The sequence below is a fragment of the Variovorax gracilis genome (genome assembly GCF_030317115.1).
Taxonomy (GTDB): Bacteria; Pseudomonadota; Gammaproteobacteria; order Burkholderiales; family Burkholderiaceae_C; genus Variovorax; species Variovorax gracilis.
The window spans coordinates 15,006-39,823 of record NZ_JASZYF010000041.1 but is presented as its reverse complement, the minus strand read 5'-3'; the positions used below and the strand labels follow the sequence as shown (position 1 = coordinate 39,823).

14 protein-coding genes and 2 pseudogenes are annotated in these 24,818 nt (G+C 66.4%); 5 read left to right on the top strand and 11 right to left on the bottom strand.

The annotated features are described in order from the left end of the window. Positions 1–178 precede the first annotated feature (178 nt). Positions 179–307 carry a hypothetical protein gene (locus QTH97_RS33550; protein ID WP_286572913.1) on the bottom strand — a complete coding sequence of 43 codons (129 nt, stop codon included), beginning with the start codon at positions 305–307 and terminating at the stop codon, positions 179–181. A gap of 121 nt (positions 308–428) precedes the next feature. Between QTH97_RS33550 and QTH97_RS37105 the strand changes: the two genes are divergently transcribed. Together QTH97_RS37105 and QTH97_RS33545 are read left to right on the top strand one after the other, a co-directional pair. Then, the gene (locus QTH97_RS37105; RefSeq protein WP_353655694.1) at positions 429–644 is read left to right on the top strand and encodes an IS1096 element passenger TnpR family protein; all 216 of its coding nucleotides are present in this window, start codon (positions 429–431) and stop codon (positions 642–644) included. An 88-nt stretch (positions 645–732) separates the two neighbouring features. Further along, on the top strand, positions 733–933 hold the full coding sequence (locus QTH97_RS33545; RefSeq protein ID WP_286572912.1) for a hypothetical protein: 201 nt from the start codon (positions 733–735) through the stop codon (positions 931–933). Positions 934–1,401: 468 nt separating this feature from the next. Here QTH97_RS33545 and QTH97_RS37185 read toward each other — a convergent pair. The 3 genes and pseudogenes from QTH97_RS37185 to QTH97_RS33525 all read right to left on the bottom strand — a co-directional run bounded on the left by QTH97_RS37185 (position 1,402) and on the right by QTH97_RS33525 (position 8,025). Continuing rightward, a pseudogene (locus QTH97_RS37185) lies at positions 1,402–4,280 on the bottom strand (Tn3 family transposase). A gap of 351 nt (positions 4,281–4,631) precedes the next feature. Beyond that, positions 4,632–6,203 carry an esterase/lipase family protein gene (locus QTH97_RS33530; RefSeq protein ID WP_286572910.1) on the bottom strand — a complete coding sequence of 524 codons (1,572 nt, stop codon included), beginning with the start codon at positions 6,201–6,203 and terminating at the stop codon, positions 4,632–4,634. 145 nt (positions 6,204–6,348) lie between these two features. Further along, complete coding sequence (locus QTH97_RS33525) at positions 6,349–8,025, bottom strand: winged helix-turn-helix domain-containing tetratricopeptide repeat protein (RefSeq protein ID WP_286572909.1); 1,677 nt, start codon at positions 8,023–8,025, stop codon at positions 6,349–6,351. 178 nt (positions 8,026–8,203) lie between these two features. Between QTH97_RS33525 and QTH97_RS33520 the strand changes: the two genes are divergently transcribed. Then, on the top strand, positions 8,204–9,847 hold the full coding sequence (locus QTH97_RS33520; RefSeq protein ID WP_286572908.1) for an amidohydrolase: 1,644 nt from the start codon (positions 8,204–8,206) through the stop codon (positions 9,845–9,847). A gap of 50 nt (positions 9,848–9,897) precedes the next feature. Here the strand turns inward: QTH97_RS33520 and QTH97_RS33515 are convergent, their stop codons facing one another. From QTH97_RS33515 to QTH97_RS33485, 7 genes and pseudogenes are all read right to left on the bottom strand, one after another. Then, entirely contained in the window at positions 9,898–10,176 is a 279-nt protein-coding gene (locus QTH97_RS33515) for a type 2 periplasmic-binding domain-containing protein (protein WP_286572907.1), read from the bottom strand. A 343-nt stretch (positions 10,177–10,519) separates the two neighbouring features. Beyond that, positions 10,520–10,911: pseudogene (locus tag QTH97_RS33510) on the bottom strand (Tn3 family transposase); the annotation flags it as partial. A 338-nt stretch (positions 10,912–11,249) separates the two neighbouring features. Further along, entirely contained in the window at positions 11,250–13,664 is a 2,415-nt protein-coding gene (locus QTH97_RS33505) for a S8 family serine peptidase (RefSeq protein ID WP_286572906.1), read from the bottom strand. 1 nt (position 13,665) lies between these two features. After that, complete coding sequence (locus QTH97_RS33500) at positions 13,666–15,258, bottom strand: hypothetical protein (protein WP_286572905.1); 1,593 nt, start codon at positions 15,256–15,258, stop codon at positions 13,666–13,668. Next, positions 15,255–18,968 carry a hypothetical protein gene (locus tag QTH97_RS33495; RefSeq protein ID WP_286572904.1) on the bottom strand — a complete coding sequence of 1,238 codons (3,714 nt, stop codon included), beginning with the start codon at positions 18,966–18,968 and terminating at the stop codon, positions 15,255–15,257. The genes QTH97_RS33500 and QTH97_RS33495 overlap by 4 nt, the downstream gene beginning before the upstream one ends. Continuing rightward, a complete protein-coding gene (locus tag QTH97_RS33490) occupies positions 18,965–21,520 on the bottom strand; it encodes a hypothetical protein (RefSeq protein WP_286572903.1) in 2,556 nt (851 codons plus the stop codon). Before QTH97_RS33490 ends, QTH97_RS33495 begins: the two co-directional genes overlap by 4 nt. Before the next feature lie 2 nt (positions 21,521–21,522). Beyond that, a complete protein-coding gene (locus QTH97_RS33485) occupies positions 21,523–23,550 on the bottom strand; it encodes a DUF6603 domain-containing protein (protein ID WP_286572902.1) in 2,028 nt (675 codons plus the stop codon). Positions 23,551–23,822: 272 nt separating this feature from the next. Between QTH97_RS33485 and QTH97_RS33480 the strand changes: the two genes are divergently transcribed. Together QTH97_RS33480 and QTH97_RS33475 are read left to right on the top strand one after the other, a co-directional pair. Next, positions 23,823–24,074, top strand: a complete 252-nt coding sequence (locus QTH97_RS33480; protein ID WP_286572901.1) for a DUF1214 domain-containing protein — start codon at positions 23,823–23,825, stop codon at positions 24,072–24,074. Between the two features lie 586 nt (positions 24,075–24,660). After that, a complete protein-coding gene (locus QTH97_RS33475; protein ID WP_286572900.1) occupies positions 24,661–24,807 on the top strand; it encodes a helix-turn-helix domain-containing protein in 147 nt (48 codons plus the stop codon). The last annotated feature ends 11 nt before the right edge of the window (positions 24,808–24,818 follow it).

Genomic DNA, 24,818 nt, shown 5'->3' with positions numbered 1-24,818 from the left:
TCATGGCTTCAACACCCCGCTGGCCGTCTTCTCTCACATGCTGGCGATGGCTCAGCAGGCCCCTTCCTCAGTTCAATAACTCAACTGTTGCACTTCGCTCTTGAAACCGCCGGGTCGAAAGACAGGGCAGGCACAACCGGCTGCGCGCATTTTTACAAACCGGGCGTTCAAACAGCGTTCAGAGCCACCCGCTCGCCTCCAGCACGAAGAGCTTCAAGACATCCAAAGCCTGCTTCTTCACCCAGGCCAGTTCGCGCCTGGTGCCCCGCTCGGAGCGATAGTCCGGCCATGCATCCTGGAGATGCATCACATTCCTGGGGGTGTGCAGTGCAGCAAAGTAAGCTTTGGGGAAGCCGGGAGCATCTTGGGTCCTGCAGCTGCGCGCAGTGCTGCGCAGCATTAGCCCGCTGATCATCTAGCGGCGCCTTCTGGTACGAGACGATAAGAGCGTCGCGCGGCTTCACCAGATCCTGCAGGTCGCGTTCGGCTGGCAGGACAAGCACCTTCACCGCTTCGAGAGTCGTTGTCGCCAGTACGGAGTGCACCAGGAGGGGCGGCATCCTCTTCGACACCGACGCATACGAAGCCCTAGTCGGCCAACTGAAGCTGCGGCGCCTCGAACGATAATCCGTCCTACGAGATGACTGGTTGTGCGACTACTGGGGCGAGACGAACAGATGTCGATGCTAGCTCCGGAGCGCCTTTGCTCCGATGTACTAAAGAGGCAGTCACATGGCAGACCAACAAGCCCAGAACCCCAACCAAACCGGCAATCAGCCGTCCAATCCCGGTCAGCAGCAGCAAGACCCAGGCAAGCAACAGCCCGGACAAGGCAGCCCCAGCAATCCGGGGCAGCAGCAGCAGGATCCTGGCAAGCAGCAGCCTGGACAGCAGCCCGGTCAAGGCTCCCAAAAGCCGGGCCAGAACCCTTGAGAGAAGGGCCGCCGCTCCGCGAAGCAGCGGGTGGTGCCTACAGCGTCCAGGTGAATGCCTGATTCCCGGGATGCCGCATAGGCCGTGTAGCCACCGGCTCTCTTTGAGCCGGCGCACGTAAGCGGCGCCGTCTCGTGGGGCTGGCGCCGCGGCGCGCCCAGGGCGGTGGTGCAGATCGTGCTCCGCCTGACTGAATACGCCCTGCGGTAGCTGGTGCTGCTGGAGCGCGGCACGAGTCGGTCCGCGCCGAAAATCTTGTGCTGCGTCGCCAATTGGGGTAATCGTATTTTTTCGACAAATTGACACGGTCGCCCCTAAAAACGTCAACCGGGACAAGCACTTGCAAAAGTGCCTGTCAAGCAGGGCGGCGCGGTTGGTGCAGATTGACACGGTCACCGACCCGGTGTCCGGGGAGAGAGACCCATGGCTCGCGCGGCAAGACAGTTCTCCTCCGGCCCAGGTGATGGCTCAGAGTGCTGCCGTGCCCGAGCGACGCGCGACCAGCAAGTGCCCATATTTCTCGAGGTTGAAGCGATACGTCCCGCGGAAGTTGATGTGCGAGAAGTGCGCGGGTCCGATCCGGCGAAGCCAGTCGTCCTCCATCGGCAAGCCGGACGCCCTGAGACGGGCAACAACGCTGTTCATGCGACTGGTGTTCCAGGCGAGCACGATGTTCGTGAGCAGGGCGTGCGCCCCGGAGATGGCCACCATCTCCTGCCTGCGCCGTCCCCGGTCCTGCGCTATCTGCCCGCCGTGGATTGCTCGTTGGAGTTGATGCACCGATTCGCCGCGGCTGAGTAGCGTGAGGATCTCACGTCGAAAGTCGGTAATCGTCAGGTAGTCGCACAGGAAAAGCGTTCGCAGCAGCCCTCCCAGGTGATCACCCGCATGGTGCAATGGATCGCCGATGGCGGCCGATCCCAGCCGATGAATGGCGTGTGCCGCGGACACCTTGCCGGCGCGAATGGACGCCACCAGTCGCACAAGATCGTCCCAGCCGCGCTCGATGGACTTGAGAGACACCCGGCGCACGGTGGCCCTCTCCAAGCTTTCCGGCACCGACCATCCCCTGGGAACGAATAGCTTGCGCTCTCTCAGATCCTTCAGTCTGGGACAGAGGTCGAACCCCAAGAGCTTTGCGATGGCCAGGGCGACGCTGGTCATGCCATGGGTGTCCACGGCCAGGAGAGAGACGCGAATGCGATCCTCGCTGCGATTGTGTTGCTCGACGCCTTCGACGGCGGCACCCGCCTGTCGTTCGTTCAGCACGATCGGCTGGTCGTAGAAGAGCCCCCAGCGGTCCCGGATGTGGGTGTACAGGCCGGCAGCATAGGTGCGTCGCCGCGGATCCACCCTGGCCGTCCAAAGGTGCCGGCTGGCATCCATGGCCATCATGTCTGCCGACCCTTTGGTGCCGTCTCCCCACAAGGCGGCGATCGGCAGGGAGTTCTGGTACTCCGAGACCCGTTCGTTGGCACGCCGCAGGCGGCCACTGAATTCGATGGCCCGCATGGCCGCGGCAATATGCGCTGCATCCAGCCCAGGAATCATCGATCCCACTCCGGTGGCGTCGTTGTCGCTCCCATGGGCAAGCAGCGCACCATAGACCGCCAGCAGTTCGTGGCCAGACTCGGGGCGCCGGGCCAGCAGCGCCTCGCTGAAGTGCGTCGCCGCGTCAACCTCCATCAGCAGGTCGGGCAACTGCACTTGTCGGACCTGCTTGAAGACGGCCTCTCTGGTCTTGCGAGGTTCGATCTCCTCGTCCAACGCATTAATCGGCGGCAAATGCACGAGCCCCTTGGCGTCGATACTCACCTTCCCGCGCTCGACCGCTTCCGCAAGCGCATACACGCCGACCGACATCGTGGCCAGAATCGGCGCCAGGGACTCGCTGGCCTGAATCGGCAGCCCAAGGATCTGGTAGTGCTGCTCCTTGAACCTTGTCCATTCCGTGTCGGCGTGGAGCATGGATTGTGTGGAGCGGTGACCGATCGAATGGTCTGCCCATACGCTGCCGCGCCGCAAGCTCTTGCGCAGGGCCATCATCGTGCTGGCCTCGAACGCACGATACCGGGACCGAGGATACAGATCGGTGACGATGGCGCTCCATGCAGCCCTACTGATGGCAGCTTGAAGTCCGGCGGAATCTCCCGGCCGCCGATCGCCTGAAGCTTCATCCACGCCTGCCATTGCTCGTATGCCAGGTCACCTGGTCTTCCGGCAAAGTCGATGGCTCGAAGTCCTGCCAGGTGCGCGTGAACGCGGCGGCTGTCTTCCGCAAGAGCTCGACGAATCTGCGAGGCGAATGAGGTGCTCCCTGCGTCGCCGATGCCGTCGAGGAGGCTTCGAGCTTCGAGCACACGTTCGCGCCACGACTTCGTCTCGTCACGAAGCACGGCCCTCGCTCTGACGGCCTGCTGCAGTGTGGCGCCGTCCCTACGGGCACGACTCTCGTAGGCGCGCTCCGCTGCATGTCGGAACAGTTCCTGGCTGCGGCGCGATGCCTGCAGAATCGCGATGTCCGTGAGCTCCATCAGCGTAGCGTGCAGAAAGCAGACAACCTCAACGATCTGGCGTCGCTGTTCGATGCGAGCGGTCATCGATGGCCGGCGCATCAGGACATGCGCCGCATAAGCGTTCTGTTTGCTCAGGGCGATGGAATCCAACGCCCAGTCGTGTACGCCCAAGGCCTTGAGAGCGCGGATCTTCTCCAGGGTCTGCGCGGTCGTGCTCGGGGCGTGGCGCTGGGGCGGAGTCTTGAGCCACTCGAGATGGCTGCTTGAGTCCGCGGGGGAGGGGGCATAGGCCCAGTCGATGGCTTGGCGAAGCGCCACCTTCCCAAGCGCCGCCTCGATCGTTGCGGCCATTGCCGCCTCCGTGGCATCAAACGCCTTGCGGGCCCAGTCGGCGATGCGGCGTGAGCCCGGAATGATGATTCGCCTGCCGTACAGCCAGATGCGTGCGGTTCGCATCAGGTCGTCGGGGTGAGCCGCCTCGAGGGCGGCGACCGCGAGAACCTGCTCCATCTTCTGCCGCTGGACCTCATCGAGGTCGCTCAGGCCAAGATATGCGCGGGCCCAGGCTTGGTGCTCGTACAGCGTCTGTCGACGCTCATAGAGAGACCGGAGACTGGCAATGCTCACGCTGGGCAATCCCAACGCTTCGAACACCGAACGCAGCAGGACTTTCGGTACCGTGGCAAATCGGTCCATCGGGCGCCCACTTGCCCGCAGAAAAAGCAACTGGATGGCCGCAGCGACACGGCGGTCGTCGCGGAAGCGCTCGCAGACCGCAAAAATGTCGTCCTTGCTCAGGCTGAAGAACTGCTGGACATCGAGTTCGGACATCTTGAAGGGAAGCGTCTCCGCGCCAATGAAGCGTTGGGCAAACCACACGGCAGGATCCTCCACAGGGATGGGGCCGCCAATCTACGCCTTCGGCGCGCGTTGTGGATCCGGATCCGCCATCCGAACACGCGGCCTCGCTCGGCGACACCGCGACCGTGTCAATTTGTCGAAAAAATACGATTACCCCGATTTGCAGATTGCCGAGGGCATCGAGGACCTCTGACACTCGAGCTGCAACTCGACTGGTCACGCGAGCATGTCAAGCGTACCGGACCGATGACCTGGTCCCGCCGGCTGGAAGTCGTTCGGCCTTTCGCCGCGTACTACCGCCCCCGGAAAGAAAGGGCTTGGTCAAGGTCCTTTGGACGATTCTGGCTTGGCACGTGGCGCCAAGCCACGAAGTTCGTCGGGCAGCAGGGAAAGTTTCTTTATACGGGAAGTAGGTGCCTGAAGGGTCGTGGCCCGCTTTGCATCTTCGTCGGCAGCTTGGTCGAGCCATTCCCGCATGACCTTCAGCACAGCATTCAACGTATCCGAATTGAAGTAGGTGCGATGCTCATCCTCAGTCTCCAGCGCCGTGGTTCCGGGACCCGCGTTGTCCGGTGCCGATGAGCGCTGGGCCACCAGACCGTCGTTCGGCGACGAGGCCAAGAGCTTGCCGACAATCAGACGCTGGGGAGGAGGGACATAGTCGTTGCCGCCCACCGCGTAAAGTCGCAAACGACATTGCAGCTCTGCTTCGGCGAGGCGCTCTGCTCGGATTAAGCCGTCGAGATAGCGTGCTGCGCCGGCGTGCATGGCGCTAGATGTTGGCGGCTGAAGCTCGGCCAAGGCCGGCGGGATGCCCCGCATGGCAGTTACCAGCATCAACAAGTCGCTCTTGTTCAGGAAACCGGGTGGCCAAGCGGAGGCGTCGAGCGGGCGGCAAACGACGTAGGCACTGCCCAGCACCCGCGAGGGGCTGTCGGCATAGCTGAGGCCGAGGTGCGGTGTCCCAAATGTGAGGCCACCGAGCAGCCTATCTCGCCAACGCGGGGCGTCCCTTTCGTACAGCATCAGCGCCGCCTTGCGCGCCACCAAGCCGCCGCGATGGTGACACAGGAACACCACGCGCGAAGGCATTTGAATGCGGATGGCGTCGCTCAAGGTGCGTGCGTTCTCGTCGATAGAGAGCAAAGGGTTGTGCGGAAATCCGACGCACCGCACGCCTGACGCATCAAGGGACCTCATGCAGGCCACCAAAGGGTCGAACAGGCCGACATCCATCGAAAAGAGCCCGTGCACGAAAACCGTCAAAACTTTGCAGGCTTCGTCCCCAGGGAGGTCTTCGAATCGGCGCAGGGTCGAACTACTTAGCTTGGCTTCTCGCGCACGCGCGCGTTCCAACACGTCAGCGAACTCCCGACCCGCTAGCCCAAGCGCGATGCCGATGCCCCACTTTGCCAGCGTGGTTCCCGCGCCCTTGGCCGCATCTAGTAGAAGCGCCGTGAGCGATCCAGGCATCAACAAAAAGAGAGGTGCCTGGTGTTCAAGCACCACATCGCCATCGGCCGCGGGGTCGCGCAGGTAGAGCGTCCATTCGAGCAAATCCTTGTCGGTCTCGTTACGCTGATCCTGGCTGACCATGCGCAAGGCCGCGAACAGCGAGAGTGCGCCGGTCGGCTCGTCTCGCTGGAATAGGGCCTGCATCTCCGTCAGCGTCTCGGCCTTCTGTAACTGCTGGTCCCAAAAGCCAGCCAAATCGCCAAGCATCGGTCCGTTGCTGCCGATCAATTGGTCCAGGACGACAGCGGGAACTTCGGCCTTGGCTACCTGGCGCAGCAGCACCCCGGCGTCCGGCAGGACGCACAGCAAGCGCAGTTTTTCTGGATCGACGCCCTTCGCCTTGAGAGGCAGCGCAAATCCGTTTTGGACCTCGTTCATGGTGACCTCCTGCATGCGCCACACCGAGCATCCAGATCTCACCACAAAATAGCAGATCGTGGATGCCTATCTGGAGGTGCTCGCCGAGTTTCAAAAGCACCCCCCTGGCCAGCTACTCGACGATGCCCCTGGGCCGATCAATTTCCTACTGTGCAACGGTGGTCGTGTCCGGGATGCCTGCCAACCGCGCTGCAGTCACCCGTCGCTCGCGCAGGGCCGCAGCGCGGTCGCCGAATGTCGACCCGAACCATTCGCTCCCTATGCGCGGAACCTTCGCCTGCAGCAATGCCGCCTCCTTCCGCGCCTCGGGCAGGCGATCGAGTTCGACCAGGGCGGCGATCCGGTCCTGGCGACAACGCCAGAAGTCCGGCGCCCGCGTCAGGCAGTCGTCGGCCGCGCGGATGGCTTCGTCGAAGCGTCGATTCGCCCAGAGCGCGGTGGCATAGAAAGCCGGGAGATACGCCGGTGGTAGCGGGTTTCGGTTCATCGCCTGCTCAAGGTTGGCGAGTGCAGGTTCGACCTGGCCGAGTTGGAGATGTGCCGCGCCGAGGATGTAGAAGCATTCGGCATCGTTCGGACTGAGCCGGCAAGCCTGCTGCGCAGCGGCGAGCGCGGCATCGAGATCTCCTGCCCGGCTCTGTGCCTGCGACAGGGCGACATAGGCTATCGGCAGGCCCGGCTGCAGCTCGATCGCGCGTCTGATCTGGCCTAGCACTTCGTCGACGCGCCGCCCGTCCCACTCACCCGTCAGGTGCAGACCGATGTCGACCGTGTTGGCGATGCCAAGAAACGCCCATGCGGCTGCGTAGTCGGGGTCGATCGCGAGGGCCTCGGAAAAGTAGCGCCGCGACGCTCGGATACCGTCGGCGTTGTACCGCACCATCATGGCCCTCCCATGCGCCACCAGCACATAGGCGTCGAGCGTCTTCGGCGGCTGCGCAAGCGCACGCCGCTGTTCGGTTGCGGCTACCTTCGCCTGCAAAGTGCCGGCGATGCGGCCCACCAGAGCCAGCTGCACGGCGCCGAGTTCGGCGCGATCGACCACGTCGGAAGCCGACCAGACGATTCGACCGTCCTGGCTGTCAAGCAACTCCACGCCCATCCGCAACTGCTCGCCTTCGCGCCGCACCTTGCCGTCCACAATATGCCGGCTGCGCAGGCGCCTGCCGACCTCTGCCAACGGCGTCTTGCCTTCGGCGAACTGGAAGCTCGACTGGCTCGAGACCACGCGCAGGTTGGCACTGCGCGCCAGCTCGGACACCAGGTCCGCCGCCACGTTGCGGGCGAGAACCGCGCCGTCGGCATCGCCGGGCGGGCCCTTGAACGCGAGCACCGCGATCGACGGCGGCCCGCCGGGATCGTCTACCGCCCCGGACGCGTCGGTTCGAACGCGCTCTTGCCAGAACACGACCGCGCCCAGGAGCAAGATGGCCACGCTGCCCAGGGCCAGCCAACGGCGCGCGGGTCTCGACGAACTACCCGTGACTTCGGCGTTGTGGCTCGAGGTGTGATCAGCCATGGCGGCCGCCATCAGCATGTAGCCGCGGCGCGGCACCGTCTTCACCAGGCGATGACCGGCGTCGCCGAGGGCGCGGCGTATGTCGCCGATTGCCTGGACGAGCGAATCGTCGGTGACAACGACGTCCGGCCATACGGCGGCCATGAGCTCGTCCTTGGTGACCAGTCGCCCCGCGCATTGGGCCAGGTGTCGCAAGACCTGAAACGCCTGCGGCCGCAGTTCGACCGGCCGGCCGGCAGCATCGAGGAGTGCCTCCTGGGCGAAGTCGACGACAAAGCCAGCGACCTGCAGGCGGGTCGGCATGACGATGGAATCCTGTGCGGCTCGATCCAAGCTGTGCCCTTGCGCAGGAACGCGCGCGGACCATTCTGCGCGCGCCCACCTGCGCTTCGGGTGATTTCGTCCGTTTTCGCCATGCGATCGGGACTTTTCCGGGCCGCTGGTCAATCGTCAGGGCTTCGACATTCTTCGAGAACCCGTCATGCACTCCAAGCGTCACGCCCTCCTTGCCTTGGCCCTGCTCTTGAGCGAGGCCGCCTTCGCCGCGCCATTGCTGGTCATCGTCAATGCCAACGTCTTCACCGCCGACCCCGCACGGCCCCGGGCCGAAGCCATGGCGATCGAGGACGGCCTGTTCAGCGCCGTTGGCGGCAATGCCGAAGTTCGCGCGCTGGCAGGGCCTGCCACACGCGTCATCGACGCCGGTGGCCGGCTCGCCACCCCTGGCCTGATCGAATCCCATGCCCACCTGGGCAGCACGCTGCCCTCGGCACCCCTGCCAATGCCGGGCCTGCCGTTTCCCGGACCGACGGCCGAACAGGCCCTGGCCGCCGTCGCCGCCGCGGCAAAGACGCCCGGCGACTGGATCAGCGCCTGGATCGGCCCGCTCGTTGCCCGCGACCAACGCAACTGGCGGATGGCGCTCGATGCCGTGGCGCCCGACAGGCCGGTGCTTCTGCGCGGCTTCTGGGGGCACACGGCGATCGTCAACAGCGCCGCCTTGCAGCGCATCGGCATCGCAGAGGACGTGGCCGACCCGATCGGTGGCCAATGGGGCCGTGACGCCGGCGGACGGCTCAACGGCCGGGCCGACGAGGGCGCGTCGCCCGTGCCCGAAGTCCGCGCGACGCCGAATGATCCGGCAAAGCTGGCACTGTCGTTCCAGGCTGCGGCACAACGCTATGCGCGCTGGGGGGTGACCAGCATCCACCTGATGAACAGCGGCAAGACGCTGGAGGTCACGCTGGACACGCTGGCGAAAGCAAAGACCCCGCAGAAGTGGACGGTCTATTCGTGGGCGACCGGCGCGGTGCCCAGCATTGCCGGTGCATGGGCTGCGATGGACGAGGCACCGAAGACCTTGCCGCCACGGGTTCGCATCGACGGCCCGAAATGGATGCTCGACGGTACGCCGCTCGAGCAGAACGCGCTGCAGCGCGAACCCTATGCCGGGCGCCCGGACTGGCGCGGCCGCTCCAACCACAGCGATGCGCAGGTGCGCGAGATCCTGCAGACCGCATTGCGCCGGCCCGGGCAAATGGCGCTGCACGTCGTCGGAGATGCCGAAACCGATCGCGTTCTTGCCATGATGGAATCGCTGGCCTCCGCAGAGGCGTGGCGGGAGAAGCGGGTTCGGATCGAGCACGGCGACGGTATCCGCGACAACACGCTCGCGCAGGCGGCGCGGCTCGGCGTCGTCGTCATCCAGAACCCGACGCACTTTCCGCCTGCCGGGGCAGCGCGACGGCCTACCGAACCGCATTCGATGCTCAAGAGCCTGCTGGCAGCCGGCGTGCCGGTCGCGCTGGGATCAGACGGAGGTGCCGACGAAGCCAACCCCTTCCTCAACATCATGCTGGCCACCAGCTACGCCGCATCCCCACGCGAGGCGCTGTCGCGCGAACAAGCCTTGCTCGCCTACACCGCCGGCGCAGCCTTCGCCGAGAAGCAAGAGCGCAGCAAGGGGCGCATCGGAGTCGGCATGGCAGCCGACCTGGCGCTGCTTTCGCAGGACATCCTGACCGTGCCTCTACCGGCGCTGCCCGCGACGAGAAGCCTGTTGACATTGGTGGATGGCGAGATCGCGTTCGAAGATCCGCTCTTGGCAGAGCCCGTGCCCAAGTGACTTGAATGAATGAAGAACGCGGCGGCGTTGGAGTCAGCCCCGCGCTTGCGCTATTCGACGCGAATCCCGGCGGCGAGAACGAGGCGCGCCCATACGCGCTGCTCTCGTGCAATGCGGGCAGCAAGCGCCGCCGGGGTGCTTATTGCCGTCGTCATCCCAAGCGGCTTGAGCGCAGCAACAAACTCCGGGCGTGCTGTAGCCAAACGAACGGCTTGTGCACCCGCATCCACCCTGGGGGATGGAACGCTGCGTAACATGAACACCGCGAACCACTCCTGCACGACCAGGTCGGGATAGCCCTGCTCGGCCAGCGTGGGGATGTCAGGCATCAAGCTGCTGCGTACCTGGCCTGAGGTGGCCAGCACATGACGCCCTCGGCGTTGACTTCGAGCTTTTCCGCGAAGTTGCGCTCGATGATGTACAGCGGCATTTGAATCTCCTTGTAAACACTGGCTCGCCTAATGCTCGGCGGTTTGGCTCCGTTCAACAGTATCGGAACTGGAGACGCTCGGCAACTCGTCTACTTGCGGTCTATTCGTTTTCAGTGCACTAAATGACAGTGAGGGCTCTGCTGAGCATGCGGCTTCCAACGCAAGTCCTTGTTGCGCATCGCCTTTCTGTCACCCATCCAATCGCGCCGCAGGCCGCACCGGCAATGGGTCGGTTTGGTACATTGGCCCTCGTTTTTTCGCTGCATTTTTGTGACGATGGGAGCTGCGCGGCATACCACTCGATGGGGATTCGAAAGATGCCGCGTAGATTGATGCCTTCCAGCCGTGTGGGCGCGATCCGCCCAATGAGTTCGGGCGGCACAATCTGACGTCGATGGGCCCAGCGAGCGAGCACCGCCTGCATCGGTGCGGTGTTCCATGCCATCCCCCAAGGTGTACGCCGGCCTCGTAGATCGCGTCGGACCTGGCTGCCGATCCCAAACGCGCCATCACGGCCACCGCGCTGGCGTGTCCGGACATCAGGAACGCTGTGAGACAAACGAGCGCGTCCCAGTGCGACGCAATGAGCGAAGCGTCGACGTTGGTCACGCACACCCATGCCAGAGATGCGGGGCCTGCAAACAAGGCGCACCGATTTGCTGAGATGGACCCCGCGCCCACCTGACAGCAAACTGAGCGGCTCATCAACCGTTTCTGGATTGGAGGTCTGCGATGGACATCGACTTTCTGAGTGCATCGACTTGGCCAAGCGCGTGTTTCAGCTTCACGGTGCCGATCGCAGCGGCCGCGCCGAGCCACAAGCACGGTGATCGCGGTTCACCCGCAGGGCGTCTTTCTGACGCGTACTTATTGGTGTTCAGAGTGCTACCAGTAGGCCGATCGCCATCGACGTGCCAACGCTACGGTATGGGGGGCCGTTCGTGTCTACTGGGGCTCGGCCTCCGTGGATGTCACGGCAGCGGGACCAGCGGCGACCAAAGCACACCGTCCACCGTCAGCGCTGAGCAGATGACGCCGTTGGTGCCGATGGCAATGGCCATCACGCCCAGATCAATCGAGACCAGCGTCACGCCGCCGAGCTGACTGATCGGCACGAGCGACAGCAGCGGAATCAGCGGCGTCCAGGTACCGCCGCTCAGCGGACGCGTCGCCGCACGCACCACGTTCTGTGCGTCTACGGCGGCTATGACGGCATTCGCCGCGGTGCGCCCGAGCCCGATGGGGCCGAGGCGCGCGATTGAGACGGTCGCATCGACCTCCACCGGCACATCCATCGTCAGCAGCGCGGGATCGATGGTGAAGGCGCGCAGCGAGCCGTCGATGCTGACCGCCGCCGCGAGGAGCAGGCTGCCGGTGGACATGAGTGCCGGCCGCGCGCCGGGATCGCAGGCAACGGCCGATGCTTCTGTCACCGGTCCGGTGAATCCGCCGCCGATGCCAGGGAACGCACCGGTGTACCAGTTGAGGGCGCCTCCGTCCTCGACAGCCACGATGTCTGCGAGCCCGACGCCGCGGCTGACCATGGCGGGGCCGGCGACGCGGCGATACGAGGCCACGGCGTCAATCACCACCGGCGTCGAGGTGTTGGAGTGCAGGATCTGTGAATCGCCGGTCAGGAAGACCAGCCGCCCCGCCGGGCTGATGCCGGCGAGAACCACCCGGAGTTCGCTCGGGCGCACCGCCGCGAGCGCCTTGCCCTGCGCGGTAGCGGTGATCGGCGCAATGGGCGTCACGACGTTGCCGGACTGGTTCAGCGAATCCCAGAACATGGAGTGGATGCCCTGGCGTCCGCTGAAGAAAGCGTCGTGCACCAGGCGCGGAATCGGATTGGTTTCGTCGGTGGACGTCACCGCCGGCTGCGCCGCCGTCAGCGCGAAGAGGTCGCTGGGATCGGTGGAGCCGTCGGAGGTGGGCGTCGGCAGCGGCTGCCCCCAGCCAGTCAGCAGCGTGAAGTGTCGGCGGACGATCCGGTTGTCGGCATCGAGATGCACGATGAGCAAGGCATTGCCGCCGATGGCGGCGGCGCCCACGGGGAGAATGCGCTGCAGCCCCAGCGCGCGCGTGATCCGGCGCAAGTCCGGCATCGGCCCGATCTTGGCGCCCAGCGGATTCTGCGGCAGCGTGCCGAGCGTCGCGCTGCTGAGGAATCGCCGCACGTCGGCGGGCGGCAGGATGCCGCCGTTGTTGGCGGCCTTGATCATCGACTGCAGCGACGTGGCGACGCCGGCCACAATCGCCGATGCGCCTGACGTGCCGCCGAAGTTCCGATAGGCATCTGTCGCTCCGAAGTCGGGCGACTGGATTTGCGAATCGGCTGCGAAGCAGTCGACGCGGCTGCCAAACGACGAGCGGCGGAACCAGGTGCCACTGACCGGAGCGGTGTCGGTGGCGGAGCCGACGACCACCGCTCCCGAAAACGTCGGCGACTCGGGACGCGTATGCGCGAGAAACGGAAACGCGTCGAGATCGATGCCACCGTTGCCAGCCGGTTCGATTACGGTGATGCCGCGACCGACGGCCAGACGGATCTGCAGCTGCACCGCCGGATCGAACTCGACGAGGATGTCGGGCGCGTTGCCGCCTGCGAAGAAGTTGTTGGCGCCCTCGAGCAGCAGAACGTCGCCGGCGGTCAGGCTGGCTGCGGCGACGGCAATCGCGTTGGCGAAACTTGGAATCCCATTCGACCGTGTCTCTGAAAAGAGCTCGAGTTCAGCGTTGGGCACGATGCCGACAGTACCGACGCCGTTGTCGGCGCCGACGAGGATGCCCGCCACCCCGGTGCCGTGATTGATTTCGAATTCCACCCCGAAGACCGATCGCCGCGTAATTTTCTGCGTGATCAGCTCCTCGTGATTGAGCCGCCACCCCGATTCGATGTCGCCGACGCGGCCGTTGTCACCCGCACCGCCGGCGATCTGCCACGCGTAGATCGCGTCGACGCCGATCGGTGACGGACGGATCTGAAACGTCTGCCCCTCGGCGGCCCGCGGGTTGGTGCCGTAGGACACCGTGTTCGGCAGGAACACCGCTGGCCGTGGTCCGGCAGACACCACCATTGGCAAGGCGAGCAGCGCCAGCAACACCGCATCGACATCGGCGTCGTCCACGCTGAGCGTGAACCAGACGAAGGGATTCGGCGGCTCGTCGCCGCTGATGCGGGCGCCGTCCACGAGGTCGGCCAGCTGTTCGACCGGCAATTCATCGAAGAGCGGCAGCAATGTCTGACCAGGAAACTGCGCCACGAACGCCTGCCACGCTGTGTTGAACAGCGGATCGAGCGCGCCGTCGAGCAGGTTCGTTTCAGCGCCCGGCGCGTAGGGCAGACCGAGCCCCTCGATCAACTGGACGTCGACCAGCGTCGCCATGCTAATGCCCTCCGCTGTGCTTCGGCGCTTCGGCGAGCACGTCGAAGCGGAGGTGCGACACCGGCGGGCCAGACACAGGCGTCGTGCTGCGTTCGACCCACAGCACCGGCCGCCCCGCGGTATCGCGCGCCAGCATGGCGCGGCGACGGAGCATGACACCGTTACTCGGGATCGCCGTGGATGCGAGCTGATGACCGCGTCCGAGCCCCGCACTCGACGGGCCGCCAATCAAGCGCGAGATTGGGCCGGGGCGCGGCCGCGGAAATGGCCCGGTGAGATCAGCGAGCACGGCCTGGCGCCAGCTGCCGGAACGGCCGTCACCCGCTCCCGGGCTGTTCGCCGTAGTCACCAGTCCTCCGCCCGGGTGCGGATCATTCAGGCGCACGCGCTCGTACGGGTGCCAGCCGTTGGGTAGCGTGGTCGATGGCAGATACAGGAAATCGCGCGTACCGGTCCGTGTGGTTTCGGCGATGGCTTGCGCCGTGTCCGCATCCTTCAGCACCTGCAGACCGTCAGCCCGCAGTTCCACCGCCCAGGCGAGGTTGGCGTCTTCGTCAACGCCGATCAGAATCTCGTCAAGCGCTGGACCGCTCTGCGGTGCTACAGCCACCGGCCAGACGAGCAACTCGGACTCGGACAGGCCGGCGGAATGGAAGAGCGACCAGCCGGACGGACCGGTGGCGGTAGGTGTATTCAGATTCCACACTTCGCCGAAACTGTCGCGCACCGTCACGCCAGCCAGCGTCACCAGCACGCCGCTCGACGGCACCGTGTCGGGATCGTCGGCCGGCGGCGGTACCGGGAACGTAAACCAGTCGTCGGCATGATCGATGGCGACATCGAGCAGAAGCATCGTCGGGAAGTGCGACCGATCGGGAGAGAAGCCGCCGATGTCCACCGCGTGATTCTCGAGTTGCCACCAGCGCGGATCGGGTGCACCGGGATAGTCGAGACGTCCGGGCACGATCTCGCGTGTCTTCGCCGGCTGCGCCGGCCGGGTGATTGGCACCAGCTTCGGATCGCCGTCTACCGTGAACCAGTCGACATCGCCGCCGGTGTGATTGCGCGCGACCAGGCCGGTGCCCGCAGCCTCGAACGACGCACTGTAATCGAGCGACGACGAGGACCATCGATCGGGAGCGGGGGAGGGCACCTCGGCCCACATCGCATGGCCCGCGAGCAGCCCTGAGGCGAATACAGCGCGCCCGTCCACGCCATCGGCAAGCGCCTCGTAGGGCGAGGGCAGCCTGCCGAGGCGATAACGGACACGCGCGTCCGCACTTAGAAGCGGCGCTGCAGCGCGGCCAAGCCGCACGCGCCGGCCGATCGTCCACCAGTCGCCGGGCTCCGCTTCGAGCAGTGCTTCAGCCGGGATCACCGCCGGATCGAGATCCGGCCGGGTGCGATCGTAGGTGAGCGGCACATGCTGTGGCGCCGCGTTGATGACGACCGGCGTCGATGCATCTTCACCCTGCAACTCGCCGAGCTGCCACTGGCGGGTGATGAACCACACCGGATCGGCCACGCGTGCGCGCAGCCCCTCGTCGGTGTCGGTGCGCCCCGGCTCGAGAATCAGATATTGCGGGTTGCTCATGCGGGCCACCCTTCGAGGAAATTCCTCGGTGCGACCGCGCTCACAAACGCGGTGGATGTCGGATGCGCCAGCGTCGGTTCCACCGGCTGCCGTGGCGCTCGCGCATGCGCGAGTTCTCGAGTGTCAAGCACGACGTCGAGCAGTGCGGCGTTGTCGAGTCGCTTCGTCACATCAGGTGGTACGGCGAGCAACACCGCCTGCGGTGCGCGCGATTTAGGCGCGTTGAACCCGAAGGCGGCAAAGGTGGTATGTCGGCGGCTGGGCACCGAGTCGGTCCAGCCGTCCACGGCCGCTATCGCCACCGTCGCTTCATCGCCGTCAACGCCGGGCCCGTAGGCGACGACGACAGCGCCAGAGGGCTGCCAGGGATCCGAAGACGCGCGTGGCGCCGCCACCGCGCCGGCCCACGACGCCTGCGTCGGATCGAGCTGCCTCGCCTCGAGCGGGGTGAGGCGAGGGCGCACGGCCGCGACAATCTCCAGCCAGTCGCGATCGAGGGTCGCGCGCGGCCGCAGCGTCGGCAGCAACGACCGCGACACCATAGGCAGCACTGGCAGATCGGCGCGACCGACTACGTCGCGGATCGCGCGCTTCAACAGATTGATGGAGTCGTCCGTGGGCGGGAGACCACCGGTGCCTGGAGGCAGCGCCGCCGCAGCGGCCAGCCGGTCTGACAGCGTGTCCACGACGTGAGCAAGCTTTTCGGCGGTTGTCGGTGCGGCGATCGCGGGATCCTCAGCGACGAGCCGCTTGAGATCGATCGTCCACCGCCTGGCGGCGGCCTTGACGATAGCAGCGGTGGCGCCATCGTTGGGATCGACAAGCGCCAGCGCATCGTGCGCCTCCTGCGCCAGGGTGACGACCTCCGTGAGCCGGTTGCGCAGATCGGTAGCGATCGCGCGCCTGAGGTCGGCGTCGGCGGAGAGGGGCACGCCTTCGTATCCACCACCGGTGAGCGAGGGCACCGGCGCATGCTCGTCCGCACCGCCTACCACGGCCGCAAGCCGGCGCCGCTGTTCGATTTCGGCGTCGTCGTCGCCATTGAAGATGCCCGCGCCAAGTTCGGCGTCAACGATCGCGGCAAACGCCGGATCGGCGACGCGACCCGGAGAGGCATTTGGCGATGCCGGACTCTCGGCAGCCGCCAGCAGCGCCCACGCGCTGACGCGCACGGTGGTCGCCTCGCGCGGCGTGTGCACGGCGCGCAGCCCCGGCGGGGCACCGAGACCCGCCGCCGCTTCCATGGCGGCGTTGGCGAGATCGGCGCGTCCGCTCACCAGCGCGTGCACGCCGTCGGTCACGAGCAGATCGCCGTAGGTGTCGAGCACCGAGTCGAGCGGCTCGAGACGGGTGGCGAGATCCGCAGGAAGATCAGGCACGAGCGCGAGCGCGCCGGTGCGCGCCGCCTCGAGCACCTTCTGTCCGTCGCAGACGCGGCGCTCCTGTTGATCGGTGGCAAGCGGGTAGGTCTTGCGCAGCACCCGCACGACGTCCCAGTCGCCGGCGATCCGTTCCACTTCGAGACCGAGCGCTTCGTAGGGATGCAGCCCCAGCCGGACGCGTTCGGCGAGCGCGATCGCCGCGCGGATTTTCGCGGAATCGAGCTGCAGCTTCCAGCGGTTGTCGCCCGGATAGCGGACGGCGGCATCGCGCAGAATCGCAGCCGTGAGTGCCTGTGCCGATGATGGCGCATGGAGCAGTCCGGCGGCGGTGGGGCCTGGCGCGAGCGGTCCGCCAGGCGCAGCGTTGTACGGTGCGGGGCCGTCCACCCAGCCATAGGCGCCGAGGCGGAACGGTGCGCCGCTCGCGATCATCTGCTGCAGACGACGCTCGGCGATGCCGGTCAGCCAGGGATCGACACGGAACGCCGCGGTGTCGAGCGCGGCCAGCGCCGCGCGGAACAGTGGCTTGGATAGTGGCTCCCACAGATCCGCGATCACCTGTATCGCTTCCTGTATTTCCTTGAAGCGATCGGCGACAAGGCGTCCGTTGGGGTCGGCGCCCGCGCGCAACGCGGTGACGGCGAGATCGGTGCCCTGAAACAGCACGCTGCGGTAGGCATTCTCGTCGGTCCACGAGAGCCGCTGTCCGATGGCGATCGGCGTGCCTGCCTGCAGACGAACGGCCGCGTCGCCGACCACGGCGCGGGCATCGATGAGCGCCTCACGCATCAGATGGCCGACAAGGCCAAGCGCCTGCCGCTGCAAATAGAGCAGCGGTTCCGGCCCCAGCATCGGCAGGCTCCGCAGTAAACCGATGTCTTCCTTATCATCGCGCGGCGGGCCGGGGATCGCCGCCTCGCCAGGGGCGCGGCCGATGGGCGCGATCGGTTTGGCATCACCGCGCAGGGTGTGCGCCGTGTTGTTGTCCCACGCCGTATCGAGTGGCGCCATGCCGAACATCGTCCGCAGCGCCTGCAACTGGTAAAGGTCGGCTACGGCTCGCACGTTCCAGTACCGCGTCGGCGCATGCACGCCGACGACATCGAGCAGGTCAGGGATGTCGGCGCCGTGGACGCGGCCACGTGCGGCCAGCGCGGCGGCCGCCGCACCAGCCCGCCACGGGAGCGCCCACTCGCGTATGCGCGCTTCGACGTCGGCGAGGTCGTCATTCGGCGACGCGACCCAGGTGCCGAACGTAGATGTCGGCAGCAGGCCGTACGGTTGTTCGCCGACGCGGAACGCCGGCCGCGGACCCTCGACCGAAAGGTTTCTGATCGCCCAGCGAGCCAGCGCGGTCTCGTTGGCGCCGGCGCCAATGACGTCGCGCAGCATGCGCCCCCACAGCACCGGCCAGAGCCCCTGCACGGCCAGCGAGCCGGGACCGTAGTAGTCGAGATCGCCGCCAGCCATCGGCAGTGCGTCCGCGGCGACACGTCCGGTCAGCCCCTTCAGCACCACGGCGGACGACATCTGTGTTGCCGGATCCACATGCAGCAGGGGAGAGAGCGACTCGGCGCGCTCACCGAAGTCGGTGGTCGGTTCGCCAGCGATCGTGTTGGTCGGCGTGCCGGGTGCGAGCACCGCCATGCGTCCGTTCGCGTTATGCGCGTCGACGAGCTCGGCGGCGTCGGTGTCGCCAATGCCGACGACGACCAACGCGGTCAGCGAGGGCGGCGTCACGCCGATGTCGAGATCGATCGCAAGGCCGAGATCCTTAGCGCGCGAGTGGGAGAGCCACCAGGTGTCCGGCAGCACGCCGTTGCGATCAGCCAGATCTTCGAACACGGTCTTGATGTCGAGGTCGTTACCGATCTCGACGACATCGAGCGAGAGCGTCGTGGCGAGCGTGCGGGTGCCATTGGTGTGTACGAACCACACTTCCAACGTTTCTGGCAGGCCCGCCGGGTCGTGGACGTCAAACGGATCGAGCGGCGCGGCGCCGGTGCGGTCCACCGTGAATCCGCCCGCACCGTCGGCGGCGACCCGATCGCGCCACAGCCTGAGTGCCCTGGCCGCGCCCACCGAGGCGGCAAACGAGGCAAACGCGTCGGCTTCCTTCCACGGTGGAGTGGCCGTGAGCCTGGCCACCGATTCCTCGAGGCGATCGAGCTCTTCAGGCGTCGGCGGAGCAACGCGGCGACGGATGGAAAACTCGTCCGGGTAAACGCGGAGCCGCAGCATCCATTGATTGACACCATCGGTGCGTTGCGAGGGCGGCACGAAGCGCGTCTCAAGACGCAGCGGCGCGAGAACTTCGACGGTGCTCATGCGGTGCCCTCGACGAGTTTGCCGATGAACACGCGAACAGGCACCGCAAACCGTTGGAACGCAAAGTTCGAAGCCCCGTTGGCGGGCGCTCCCGCATCCGCGGCGGTCATCGTCTTCTGGTAGAAGCGGTAACCGGCCGGCGGCTCTTCGAGCACGACCCAGTGCGTCGCCAACGCTTCTGGCTTCACCGGGAAGCCGAAGAAGGTGACGTCCGTGCCGATCGTGCCGGTGAATGTCGGCAGGACGCGCAGCGGCGTCGGGTCGATCGTCTTGTCTGGCCTGGTCCAACCCTGAGCGGCCGGATAGAGATAGACGACCGTCGCCGGGTAACGGCGGAACAGCGGCGTGCGGAAGACCACCACCGCTTCCGCCGTGCGCAACGGCGGCACGAGCGCCGGTGTGCCGAGGGCCGCGGTGCCGGGCCACGTCTTGATCGGGACGATGTCGACGTCCTTCGCTTTCCGCTGCCAGAACTTGCGTAGGGGCGACCAGCAGGTCACGAGCGGCATGTTTCGCCAGCGCAGTTCCGCCGTTGCCTGATGGTTGGCGCCGACGAGCAAGGCCTCGACAAACGTCGGATTGGTAGAGAGCCCGACAACGTCGCCGTCGACCAGATCGCCGACGCCGGGCAGCATCCAGTCAGGTGAACGCTCGGAGAGGAAGCTCCACAGCGGCAGATCGAGTTCGGGTTCAATCTCCACGGGGCCGATGTGCGTGATGCCCGGCAGTGTCGACAAGACTCGCGCGACAACGGGCGGCCGTTTGACGGTCGGATCGATCGCATCGGCGACGACCTTGGAGAGCACGTCGATGTCGATCCGCCGGCACGGCTCGCGGTGGCTGTGCTCGCCCATCCATCCACTCCACTCCAGGATGGTGCGGTCGGCCTCGGGCACGTCGCCACCATGGAGGAACCTCTCGATTGCGTCACGATTGGGCCGGCCAGAATCGTCGGGCGCGAGGGCGCGAAGCGCCGCTGCGATTCGACCCGGACTCGGATTGTCTCCGAGCGCGTTGAGCATGGCTTCGGCCAGTGCCCTGTCGCCGTCTGCGGCGTCGACCACGAGTTGTCGGAGCGTGCGCGCCGGATCGTTGTGGGCACGGCGGATCGCCGCCGCATCGGGACGGTCGGGACACTGGTTCGCCGCGGCAATCACGGCGGCGAGCGGGGCTCGGCCGGTCGCGGTGAGCGCTGCTCGTGCCGGACCTGGCCGCAGGACGCGGCGCGCCGCTGACGAGAAGAGTGCGCGCGTGAGCCCGGGCGTGCGCCCGGCGATGGTGTCGAGCACGGAGGCGCCGGTACTGGTGGCCAGGCGCCCGAGCGCCGGTGCCAGCACGGCGAGGCGTGCCGCCGGATCCGCCGGCAAGCGCCGCCGCCAGAGCGATCGGCTCAGTTCGACACCGAACGCGACATGACGAATACGATCGCGCGCCGTGGCAAGGTCGCCGGCCTTCACGGCCGCGGCTTCGGCTATGCGATCCTGCCAGGCGATCGCGTTCCACACGCCAATGCCCGCGGCGCCGCGGTGGCGCGGGTCGCTCTTCAGCGCGTCGATCCAGCCGCCCGTGGGCAGCGTCAGCGCGTTCGCGTCCGCGAACGCCTCGTGATAGCGGGGCGCCGTCACCACGCCGCGGCCGTCGGGGGTAGGGATGCGGACCGACAGCGCCGCGACCTCCTGTGCGACATCCGGCGCCGGAGAGGCGTCAGCGGGATCGACGGCGGCCGTGGGCGGCAGCTTCAAAGCGCCAGCGGTGGGCAGGATCGTCGTTTTCACCGGGCTCGTGCGCGCTCGGTACGACACATCAGCGCGGCCGAACGGCCTGCCGCCGGCCTGTTCGATGGCGGCGAGATCGGCCTTGTGCAGCTTGCTCGCAAGCTCCGGGAAATCGCCTTCAGGACCGGTGCGGAAGACCCAGCGGTCGTACAGATCGCAGGTAACCGGTGCAATTCCGTTCCAGCTGTCGTCGCCAGTGGTGGTGAACGCAGGCACCAGGCAGGCGACATACTCGGTGTCGGCAAGGTAGTCGACGTTGCCAGGTAGCGCCCCAGGCGCCAGCCGTGGCGGCGCGACGATGCGACCAATCTTCTGGGCGCCGACCTCCTGCACGTGCGCCCAGTCCGCGGAGTCCTTGAGCTTGTGATGGTTTTGTGCGACCAGCCCCAGCGTCACGCGGCCGTCGGGCCGCAGCAGGATGTCGCCATCAGCGCGCTGGCCGACGACCAGCACGATCCACGGGCGGAGTTCAGCGGCGGCGATGCGCGGGGTATACCGCCACGGTAGATCGTGGTCGGCAAACTCCACGAGCGCCATCTTCGTGACCTCGGCGTCGCTGCAATTCGGAGCCGGGAAGCGGCGCGTGATGGCGGCCGGGGCGAGCCCCTGGACATCGCCGGGTCCGAAGAGCTCGAACTTGGCCGGCGCGGTTCTGGTGGTGGCAGGCGTAGCGATGTCGGCGACGACGACGGGGGTCTCGCCTTGCAGGCGGCCGGCCGCTTCCGTGGTGGCCGCCTTGCGCAACGCCCTTTCGAATCGCGAATAGAACGTCGGCACGCTCAGACTCCCGCCAGGTTGAGGGGCGCTGCGGCGTCGGCCGCCGGCTGGGCGATCCCCTTGCTGTAGCGAACGAATTGATGCGCCGCAGTAGCGCTGGCGAATGGTGCCCCCGTCGTTGTCGCCCTCCACACTTCCTGTGTGGCGATGACGAGCGGTGTCGCATCGCTCAGTGCTGGCGGTCGTTGCGAGGCCGCAACCAGGGTGACGGCGGCGGCGAGGTCGGCCCACACGGCCGGGAGGTCGTCCGGATCCGGCTGCAGCACCTGACCGACGATGACGATCTGCTTGACCTGTCGCCCATCGACGATCTTTCCCGCGCCGAGCGCCGGATCGACAAGCGACAGGACGCGTCCGCAGGCGAGGACGTCAAACGGCGGCCGGTTCAGCGCTTCGGCGTCCGTCAGCGTGACGTAGCTGCCCGGGCTGAAGCGGTCGGTCACGTCAGACGTGCCGCCGCTGATCGTCACTCCTTGAGGCGAGGCGAGTGGCCGGCCATCGACGCGCTCGATCACGAATCCGACCGGTGCGCGGCGCTGCTGCACCTGCAGCGTGCCGGTCGGTGGCACGGCGGCGACGTTGCCGGCGCGTGGACGCGGCTTGAGGACGACGAGCGGATCGGCGATGCTGCCGCTGTGTACGTTTTCGGGCTTCCGCAGTTCTTCGGCGACGACGTCGATCAGGAGCGGGGCAGCAGGCAGCATGTCCGATGGTCCGCTGCCGAGAGTGAAGGTCTCGCTCCACGAGATCGAGAACAGGAAGACGTCGATGCTGAGTGAGCCGTGGATGACGATCGGCCCCGGGCCCGCTACGGATCCTTCAAGCGTGACCGACGCGAAGCTGAAGCCGCCGGCCGAAACGTCGAACCCCGCGGCGATGCGCGCTTCGAAGTGGAACGGCCGGAAGAGCACGATCGCATCGACCTGGACGAAGCCATGCGCTTCGATGCCCAGCGCGATGCCGACTTCCCAGCGTCCGCCGAGTTGAATCGAATTCGAGGTGACGGCAAAGTAGCCCTCGGCGCGGACCTCGATGATCGGCAGCGGCGTGTCCATCGCCATGCCGACGCGGCGAAGCGCTGGCAGGCGGGCCGGCTCCGGGTTGAACCCCGGGTAGAAGCCGCCGACCGTCGCGATCATGTAGCCGACCGAGCCCCAGCTCAGTCGCATCGCGGCATCGCCGTAGACTTCGAAGACGCCGAGCACGTGGCTGTCGACGAGACTCGCGTCCACCGAGGCAAGCTGCTCGACCGCGTCGACGATGCCGAGCACGTCGAGGCGCAGGTCGAGGATCATCGGGATGCCAGGGATGCTGGCGCGCGCGACGCCGAGAATCACCACTTTGCCGGTGGGCAGCTCGACGATCACCGCGAGGTCGAGCCCGATGAGGCTGCCTTCGGGGCCGAACGACAGCCAGGACAGCTTCAGCGATGGGCCGACGAGATGTGTCCCGCGATTGAACGGGAACAACCGATTGGCGTCGGTGACCAGCGCCAGCGCATTGGCCGGCGGGCGGATCGCGAAGAGCACGTCGCCGGCAGCGCCGGTGCGCTGTGCCGCCCGCAGTGCCTCGGTGTCGGCGCGCCGGTTAACGCCCACCAGGCCGCCGACGCGATCGAGCGAGAAGCCGAACGACAGCTGAATCGGCGGCAGAAACTCGACGCCCATGATGGCGAGAAACGATGGGTCGCCATCAATGACCGCGACGATCGCCGTCGCGCTGATTTGCACCGGACCGAGCGGGAGTTGCAGCGTGCCGCCGAAGCCACCGTTGCCCGGCAAGCGCACCAGCGATCCACCGCCCGGCATCGCGGTGTCGCCGCCGAGTGGCGATTTGAGGGAAGCGGCGATCTGGCCGACGCCGTACGGGCCGATGATCACCGACTCCAGCGCGCCAGCGGAAGGCGGCGGCGCAATCACCAGTACTGACGATCCGACTTCGAGATGCACTGGGCCGAGATCGACGCCGCCGTGGATGCCCTCGTTGACGAGCGTGTCGAGATTCAGCGCGAGCTCGGCGAGCCCCGGCATGGAGGCGAGCGGACCGAGCAGCGCCTGCGGCAGCTTGGCGCCGAAGGCGTTGCGCGCCGCATCCCAGGTGTTCTTCGCAGTAGTCCAGAGTAGCGGCGTCCCGGGGCCGGGCGCGGTGGAGGCGAGCGCCTCGAGAGCCGCGGCGGCACTGGTCAGCGCATTCAGCTGTGTGACGTCGGCCCCGACATCCTTCAGCAGCGCACGCAGTTCGCTCGCGTACTTTGTGATCTCGTTAGCGGCCACGGGACGCGTTCCTTCGCTGCGACAGAGCGGTGCGCGCTGATCGAGGTATTACAGCGAACTGGTACGTAGAACGCTTAACGGCCCTGTTTCGAACGTCGTGCGCGCGAGAGGGCCGATTCTATCGATCATCGACGCACGCGCAAAGGCGATCCGATCCCAAGGGACGCCATCTCGATGGCGGCAAGACCTACAAGGTCACGCTGCCGGGGCCGGTGCCGGACGCCCGCTTCTGGTCATTCACGGTCTACGACAACCAGACCCCGCTCGCTGCTCGAAACTGACCACGTGACGGCCGGTCTCGACAGCACGATGCCCGGCATTAAGGCCCTTTGTAATGACAGGGCAGTCGGCGTCGGTTCCATCTCAGTAAGAAGTGACGCATCGACCGACCAGGATTGGGGTGGGTTTCGAGCTGCTGGTGGGACGATCAGGCCCAAGTCCTTCGCGTAGGTTTTCGTGCGTGTTCTCGCACGTCAGCCACCTGTGCACGCAACCGGCATGGCGCGTCCCACGGCCCACCACGTGCGGCCCTGATCGATCGTCATCGTTTGGCGTCCGTTCGAGAACGTGGTCCCCGACTTTCCGGTTGCGGGAAGATCGATGGCGGCCGTTCCGTCAACGGAGACCGAGGCACTGTCTCCCATCAAGCGCACAGCCAAGCGTGTCCCGTCGCAAACGTAGCATCAAGACCGTCCTGCGCCTGGCTGACGAACGGAGCGAATGATCTCGCTGAAATACCCAACACTTACGAATCGCCCGACAATCCGGCAAGCGATGAGGCGGTCGCTGTGTTCGTGGCCGAGGCCTTTCACACCACGATGTTGCCCACATCGCGCACGCGCTGGTGTCGTAGCTCGTTCCAGAGGCATGGCCCATATCGCGAGCCAGACCGGCCTGTCACGCGAGCAGTTGTACTGCTCGTTCATCGAGAACGGCAATCCGACGTTGAAGACGACGTTGGCAATGATGAAGGCGTTGGGGATCGAGCTAACCGCTACGCTGCCGGCTGGATGAGTGCAACATTG